The organism is Flavobacteriales bacterium (genome assembly GCA_013001705.1).
In the GTDB taxonomy this organism is placed as follows: domain Bacteria; phylum Bacteroidota; class Bacteroidia; order Flavobacteriales_D; family JABDKJ01; genus JABDLZ01.
In genome coordinates this window covers 1-7784 of sequence record JABDLZ010000311.1, presented here as the reverse complement: position 1 = coordinate 7784, position 7784 = coordinate 1, and the positions used below count along the sequence as shown (strand labels likewise).

7 protein-coding genes are annotated in these 7784 nt (G+C 48.6%); all 7 read left to right on the top strand.

Translation table 11 applies throughout. The features are described 5' to 3' along the window. Nucleotides 1–618 (top strand): glycosyltransferase (locus tag HKN79_12650; protein NNC84416.1); only part of this gene is annotated, 618 nt, incomplete at its 5' end. Continuing rightward, a complete protein-coding gene (locus HKN79_12645; protein NNC84415.1) occupies nt 615–1760 on the top strand; it encodes a glycosyltransferase family 4 protein in 1146 nt (381 codons plus the stop codon). The genes HKN79_12650 and HKN79_12645, both read left to right, overlap by 4 nt. Nucleotides 1761–1764: 4 nt before the next feature. Continuing rightward, nucleotides 1765–3084 (top strand): O-antigen ligase family protein, encoded by a 1320-nt coding sequence (locus HKN79_12640; protein ID NNC84414.1) that lies wholly within the window; start codon nt 1765–1767, stop codon nt 3082–3084. Next, complete coding sequence (locus HKN79_12635; GenBank protein NNC84413.1) at nt 3077–4120, top strand: glycosyltransferase family 4 protein; 1044 nt, start codon at nt 3077–3079, stop codon at nt 4118–4120. Before HKN79_12640 ends, HKN79_12635 begins: the two co-directional genes overlap by 8 nt. Before the next feature lie 30 nt (nt 4121–4150). Further along, entirely contained in the window at nt 4151–5089 is a 939-nt protein-coding gene (locus HKN79_12630; GenBank protein NNC84412.1) for an NAD-dependent epimerase/dehydratase family protein, read from the top strand. A gap of 2 nt (nt 5090–5091) precedes the next feature. Beyond that, nucleotides 5092–6951, top strand: a complete 1860-nt coding sequence (gene asnB, locus HKN79_12625) for an asparagine synthase (glutamine-hydrolyzing) (GenBank protein ID NNC84411.1) — start codon at nt 5092–5094, stop codon at nt 6949–6951. Beyond that, nucleotides 6935–7784, top strand: an 850-nt coding sequence (locus HKN79_12620; protein NNC84410.1) for a hypothetical protein, incomplete at its 3' end; no start/stop codon positions are given. The genes asnB and HKN79_12620, both read left to right, overlap by 17 nt.

Sequence of the window (7784 nt, the reverse complement as noted above, 5' to 3'; positions counted from 1 at the left end):
CCCTGTCACTTGATCCCCCACTTCTTTGACCCCATTTGGGAGGATTCAAGGCAAGACGCACCGATTCTGAGCGAGATACAATACTTCAAAGGGGATAAACGCATGCTTCTCTATGTAGGCCCTACGGAATTGGAAGAGAAGAACTTTGAGCGTATAGAAGAGGCAGTCCAGAATCTAGGAGACGGATGGTGCTTGCTCGTGTGCGGGGATATGGACCCTGAAAGATTGGAGCGCATGAATAAAGAGGCGGGCTGTATGACCAAGTCGGTCTACGTAGCGCATGACATCATGCAGCGCATCTACCCGATGGCCGACCTCTTCGTATTACCCTCGGTCGATGAGGCCTTTGGAATTGCCACAATAGAGGCCATGGGTCACGGGATTCCAGTTCTGCTGCATCATTCAGCACATAGTCTTTGGCTCTGCAATGACACCGAGCAGTGTACAGATATGACACGCCCCGAGGCCATAGAGCGATTCATTCAGAAAATCGAGGACCTCGATTCCTTCAAGCTCCATAAAGGCACGGCCAATCAAGCCTATTTCCTCGAGACCTTCACCTGGGAAAAGCTCCGAGAGAAATACCTTTCTCTATTCGATAGCAAGATCCGACCATGAGATTGAAGCGAGTGGCCATATTGACCGATGGTGTGAGTCCGCTTGTGATGGGAGGGATGCAGAAGCACTCCTACTATCTCCTCAGGTACTTCCTTTCCCAGGGTGTGCATGTGCTTCTTTTTCATCCAGGAAAAGGATCGGTCAAAGAATATTTGCCTGGAGGAGGTGATGAGCGATTGGAAGAGCATATCGTACCCTTTCCATCAAAAGGAAGCTGGCCGTGGAGCTATGTGCAGAACTCGTTCGCCTACTCCGTATCACTCTACAAGCGTTTGCAGAAAAATCAACTGCCGATCGATTTTATCTACGCTCAGGGCTTTACCGCTTGGCATCTACTGGATCAGAAACGTAAAAAAAAGGGTGACCTACCTCCCGTGGGAGTCAATTTCCATGGTCTGGAGATGTTTCAGAAAGCCAATGGATTCAAACAGAAGGTCATCCAATGGATGTTCCGTGGGCCGGTGAAGTTCAATCTATCGCAAGCTGATGTGGTCTACTCTCTGGGGGGTGGATTGAGCCATATCCTGCGGAATATGAAGGAGGTGGACAATGCGCGTATCAGTGAGATTCCTATCGGTCTGGAGCCCTCTTGGTTGCGAGAAGAAGAGAAGGTCTTTCCAGAAGATTCGTTGAGCTTCCTATTCATTGGTCGGTATGAGCGCAGGAAAGGAATCGAGGACTGGAACGCGGTCATTCAACATCTGGAGGGCGAAGACCTGACCTTCGAATTCATCGGTCCCATTCCGCACAGCAAGCGGATCAAAGATGGACGTGTGACCTACCATGGTGCGATCAAGGTCGAGTCCGAATTGATCCAAATGATCGATCAGAATCATGTCCTGGTAGTACCTTCGTACTCGGAAGGAATGCCTACTGTGATACTGGAGGCCATGGCCCGAGGGCTCGTGGTGATTGCGAGTAGAGTGGGGGCTGTAGAGGATCAGGTGGATAGTGACATAGGCCAGCTGGTGGACCCTGGTGATAGAGAAGGACTCAGAAAAGCCGTCCTCGAGATGAAAGACTGGAGCGGAGCACAACTGTCCATGATGAGCCGTCAGGCACAAAAAAGATTTAACGAGAGATTCACATGGCCACAGGTCATCGAGCAGACCATTGCCGATATAGAGAAGCGCTTTCTATAGAGAAATGAGCATTGCATCCTACATACGGGAGAATCTTCAATTCACATTACTCGTCCTACTCTGGGTCCTGGTAGGTTCGATGACAGGGCCCGTGGCGATCGGAATCATCGGAGGGAGCATCTTCCTCTTGACCGCACGTGGCTATTTCACGGAGATCCTATTAGGTTTCTGGATCATTCTCATGTTCTCTGACAGTCGATTGGAAGCATTCCAATTCGCCCAGTCATTCAAGAAGGTCTTCATCGTCATCCTGTTGATAGTATTCTTCCTACAACGTAAACGCTTGGTCAAAGAGAAGAATGTCATTTTCAGTCTATTCCTGCCCTTCTTCATATGGAGTCTATTGATCCTTTATGACAACCCGCGGGTGGATCTGGCCATACAGAAGACGATCTCCTACGCGCTGTTGTTCCTCGTAGTGCCCTTTCTCACACGGTTTGTACTTGAAGAAGACCAAAGAGGATTCTTCCGTTCTCTGGTATTCTTTGTGATGGTCTATCTCATCTCTGGGATTTTGATCCGCTATGTCAATTTCGATCTGGTGTATCTGACCGGTAGATTCATGGGCTTTATGGGAAATCCCAATGGCCTGGGAGTATTGGTATTCCTCTTCGCCTTGCTATTCGATACTATTTGTAGGAGAGATCCATATGCCTTTCCCCGATGGCAGAAAGTAGCGGTATGGGCGGTCATCTTTATCAATCTCTTCTACTGTCAATCGCGATCGGCATTGATGGCCATCGTGCTCTATCTCATGTTCTGCAATTTCAAGATTCTCAGAGGGTTTCCAGGACTCTTGGTCTTCATAAGTATACTCGTGAGTTACCAGTATGTGATGCATAACCTGCCCATAGTCATCGCATCCTTGGGATTGGAAGACTTCTTCAGACTGGATACCATCGAAGGCGGATCAGGTCGATTGGTAGCATGGAATTTTGCATGGGACAACCTTCAGGACACCTTTTTCGTAGGCAAGGGCTTTACCTATTTGGATTGGGTATTCTGGCAGAACTATGACCTGCTGACCAGTTTAGGGCACTTAGGAAATGCGCATAATAGTTTCTTGACCTTCTGGTTCGATACAGGTCTCATCGGATTGATCCTCTATCTGGTAGCCTTCTTCCTGATGTTCCACTACATCTCCAAGAAGTATGACAAGGCGCTACCTTACATGTATGCGATCATTTTCTCGGCCAGTTTCGAATCCTGGTTGACCGCTAGCCTTAATCCGATGACCATCACCATGTTGATGTCGTTGACCATCATGTTGCACGGGAAACAAATGGGGGAAGAAGGTCCGCTTGTAGATCAAATAGATGGCTAAGCGGGCGTTGTTCCTTTACTCAGAAGTAGCGGGATATGTTCTGTCCGCTATATCCCACTGGGTGGCGCGAGGCAATGAGGCCACCATCGTTCATTGGCCGGTCAATCCTGAGGCTCCTTTTCAGCTTCCTGAGATTCCTGATGTCAGCTATAGGGTGAGGACAGAGTTCGATCAGGTAGATGACCTGGTTCAATTGATCAAAGACCAAGGGCCTGATATCATCCTCTGTAGCGGTTGGATGGACCGCGAATATGTCTCGGCTTTGAGAAGATCTGATGTGAACATCCCCAGAGTCTTGCTCATGGATACCGCATGGACCGGTCGACTGAAACAGCGCCTTGCAAAACTGTATCTGCGCAGAGTCATACAAAAGGCATTCACCCATGCATGGGTGGCCGGGCCCAGACAAGCCGATTATGCGCACCTACTCGGTTTTATGCCTACTCACATCAGACAAGGATTCTACACGGCCGATACCTCCATGTTCCATCGGGTGTATTCTCAGCGAATGGATGCCCCGTTACCCAAGTCCTTCATCTACGTAGGCAGGTATATCAAGCACAAGGGCATATACGATATGTGGGAGGCCTTTTTGGAAGCGAAAAAGGCTGTCGATTCAGATTGGAAGCTCTACTGTGCTGGTACCGGGGAGGACTACGATAAACGCGTTATCCATCCAGACATCGAACATCTGGGTTTCGTTCAACCGGATGAATTGAGATCACACCTACTGAACGCCAGTGTATTCATTCTACCAAGTCACTTCGAGCCATGGGGAGTTGTGGTCCATGAAATGGCCGCAGCGGGCTTTCCGCTCCTGTTGAGCGATCAGATTGGAGCAGCGGTCAGTTTCTTAAAGAAGGACTCCAATGGTCTGGTATTCAAGGCAGGGGATATAGATCAACTGAAAGATTGTATGATCTCGTTCATGCGCATGGATAGAAAGGAATTGACTACCATGTCACATGAGAGTCACCAACTCTCCAAGCGCATCTCACTGGAGTCGTGGTCCGAAACGCTTGATGAATTGTTGTAAATTCACGTTCCTTTGTAGCCAGAGGTACAGATGAACACGATTCTAGTCACAGGAGGAGCGGGCTTTATTGCTAGTGAAATGGCCATCCGATTGGCCCAGGATAGCACCAATCATGTGGTCGTTGTGGACAATCTCATAACAGGAGATACGTCCAAGTTACCACTGGATGCTTACGATAATCTGCATTTCATCCGCTGTGATGTCAACAGCTATGAAGATATAGCAGGCGTATTCTATAGCTACAACTTCGATTATGTATTCCATTATGCCGCACTGGTAGGCGTATTGAGGACCTTACGCAATCCGATCAAAGTCCTGGATGATATCACCGGTATTCGGAATATCCTCAGACTGAGCAAGAACTCGAGGGTCAAACGGGTCTACTACTCTTCTTCCTCTGAAGTATATGGAGAACCTGTGGAGATTCCACAGAATGAGGAGACCACTCCATTGAATTCGAAGTTACCTTATGCTATTGTGAAGAATATCGGAGAAGCTTCCATGCGCAGCTACTTCCAAGAATTCGGACTGGAGTTCACCATATTCCGGTTCTTCAATACCTATGGTCCGAAGCAGAGTCCTGATTTTGTCATCTCCAAATTCATCAGAGCAGCATTGGCCGGTCGGGATATCACTGTGTACGGTGATGGGACCCAGACCCGCACCTTCTGTTATATCGATGATAATGTGGATGCTTGCTTGAAGACCTTCTATGACGACCTGTATGTCAATGATGTGATCAATATCGGATCCAATAAGGAGATCAGCATCCGACAATTGGCCGAGGTCATCATCCGTATCACTGGAAGCTCATCCAAGATCGTGCATCTTCCACCTTTGGAAGAAGGCGATATGAAACGCAGACTTCCCGATAACAGCAAGATGATGGAAATGCTGGACAGGCCTCTCGTATCACTGGAAGAAGGACTGAAACAGGTCATCAGTCGCCCTGAATACATCATGCACTGATCATGTGTGGAATCAACGGGGTATTCGGTTTGGAACACATTTCCGGACCGGAGATCATCATGGAACGTATGAATCAGCGAACAGCTCACCGGGGGCCTGATGCTGCTGGTATCAGATTGTTCGACAATGTCGTTCTCGGCCACAGAAGACTGGCCATCATCGATCTCTCTTCCGATGCGGATCAACCGATGAATACCCCGGATGGTCGCTATTGTCTGGTATTCAATGGAGAGATCTACAATTTTCAAGAGATACGGTCCGAGCTCGTATCCTATGATTTCCGGACCGATTCGGATTCCGAAGTCCTATTGGCCGCTTATGCCACTTGGGGCCCTGCATGCCTGCAGAAATTGAATGGTATGTTCTCCATGGCCATATGGGATGACCAGGAAAAAACACTCTTCATCGCACGTGACCGTATGGGGATCAAACCCCTCTATTACTCCTTTCAGGACACATCTTTGGTATTCTCATCAGAGATAAAGGGACTACTGGCTTCTGAACTGGTGTCTCCTAGATTGAATCATAAGGTCTTGGATGAGTATCTCGCCTATCAGACCGTGCATGACCCGAACACATTGCTGGAGGGTGTACATATGCTCCCCGCTGGTCATTATATGATGGTCAATGATTCTGAGCATCATGTCAGGCAGTATTGGGATTGTCTGGAGTCTCCGCTGAGAAAGGAATTCAGTGGAGAGGTACACACAGAGATAGAGAAGCGACTCTATGATAGTGTAGAGCGAAGAATGATATCCGATGTGCCGATAGGCGCGTTTCTTTCCGGTGGCATCGACTCCAGTATCATGGTCGGTATCATGTCACGAATGACAGAGACACAGATCAGTTCATTCTCTGTCGTATTCGATGAGCAAGAGTTCAGCGAGGCCCCATATGCGCGTATGATCGCAGACCGTTTCCACACGGCTCACCATGAGATCGAGCTATCGCCTGATGATTTTCTAAGTCTACTTCCAGACTCGCTCCAAGCCATGGATCATCCCAGTGGTGATGGTCCCAATACCTATGTGGTATCCAAGGTGACCAAAGAAGCGGGTCTGACGGTGGCCATATCCGGTCTAGGGGGAGATGAGTTGTTTGCCGGTTATCCCCATTTCCTTCATGCGCATAATGCGCTCAGCCGACCGTGGATCGCTCAATATCCCATGGTCATGCGGAAACTTCTTGCTTCGATCGTCAAGCAATTCAAGACCGGAATCTCAGGGGCTAAAGCCTCTCGCATTCTCACATCCTTGCGTATGGAGTTGGAGTACATCTATCCGATCATGCGTGAATCCCTCCTGAGAGATGAGAGACAAGGCCTCTTGAATTCGACATCTAAGGAGAACCCTCTTGCCCACAAGCTGTCCAACTTCAGTGATCGATGGAAACAACTTCCTATTCTGAGTCAGATAAGCATCGCTGAACTCGAGACATATCTGCGCTCGGTATTACTACGTGATACAGATCAGATGAGTATGGCCCATGCCTTGGAAGTAAGAGTTCCCTTCTTGGACCATGAATTGGTGGAGTATGTCCTGCGTGTCGATGATGAATCGAAATACCCTCATAGTCCCAAACGATTGCTTTTGGATTCGGTACCCGGTCTTCTTCCTGATGAGGTGATCCATCGGCCAAAGATGGGATTCACGCTTCCCTGGGAGCAATGGCTGAAGGCCGATCTGCGTGAATTCGCTCAACGAATGATCGACCACCTGGATGAAAGGAGGATATTCAGACCGAATGCCGTACGGGATCTATGGAAGCGATTCTTGAAAGGGGATGCGAGGGTCACATGGGCACGGGTCTGGCCGCTCATCGTACTTGAAAACTGGATCGAGATATATGGAGTCGAGACCTAAGGTGCTCATGTTCATCGACTGGTACCTGCCAGGCTTCAGAGCAGGAGGACCGATTCGATCCTGTATCAACATGGTCGAGCATCTAGGTGAACATGTAGATTTTTTCATTGTGACCTCTGATAGGGATTATCAGTCCAAGGTGGCATATCCTGACATTCCCATACTTCAATGGATTACTTTGGACCGAGGAGAAAAGGTCATGTACATGCCTCCGGATCAATTGGACCGAAGTATGCTGAAAAGACTGACCGATGAACAGCACTTCGACCATGTCTATATCCATGGTCTATTTTCCAAACGATTCTCGATCCTTACGCATAGACATTTCAGTTCAACTGCTATTCCGGTCATCATCGCACCCAGAGGCATGCTGAGGAGATCGGCCGTCTCATTGAAGGGCACAAAGAAGAAACTGTTCCTCAAGGCAGCTCGGTGGTCAGGTCAATACCGCAATACCACTTTCCATGCGACCGATGCTTTGGAGGTCAAGGACATTAAGAAATACTTTGGTGACGAGGTAAGGATTATCCTCGCACCGAATCTTCCGCAGAAGAGCAAGGCTCCTGTGCAGTCGATTTCGAAACGTCCTGGGACCTTGAAGTTGCTTTTTGCAGGAAGGATCGCTCCAGAGAAGAATCTCGCATTTGCCATTGAGCGAATGATTGATTTGGAGGGAGGCGATGTGGAACTGAATATCCTAGGGGCGGTGTATGACGAATCCTATCACCAGGAGTGTCTGCGATTGATAGATCGCCTCGAGGGTTCTATACGGGTTCGGATTCTTGACCCTATTGCGCACGATGAGTTGAAAAAGGTCATCAAGCAACATCATG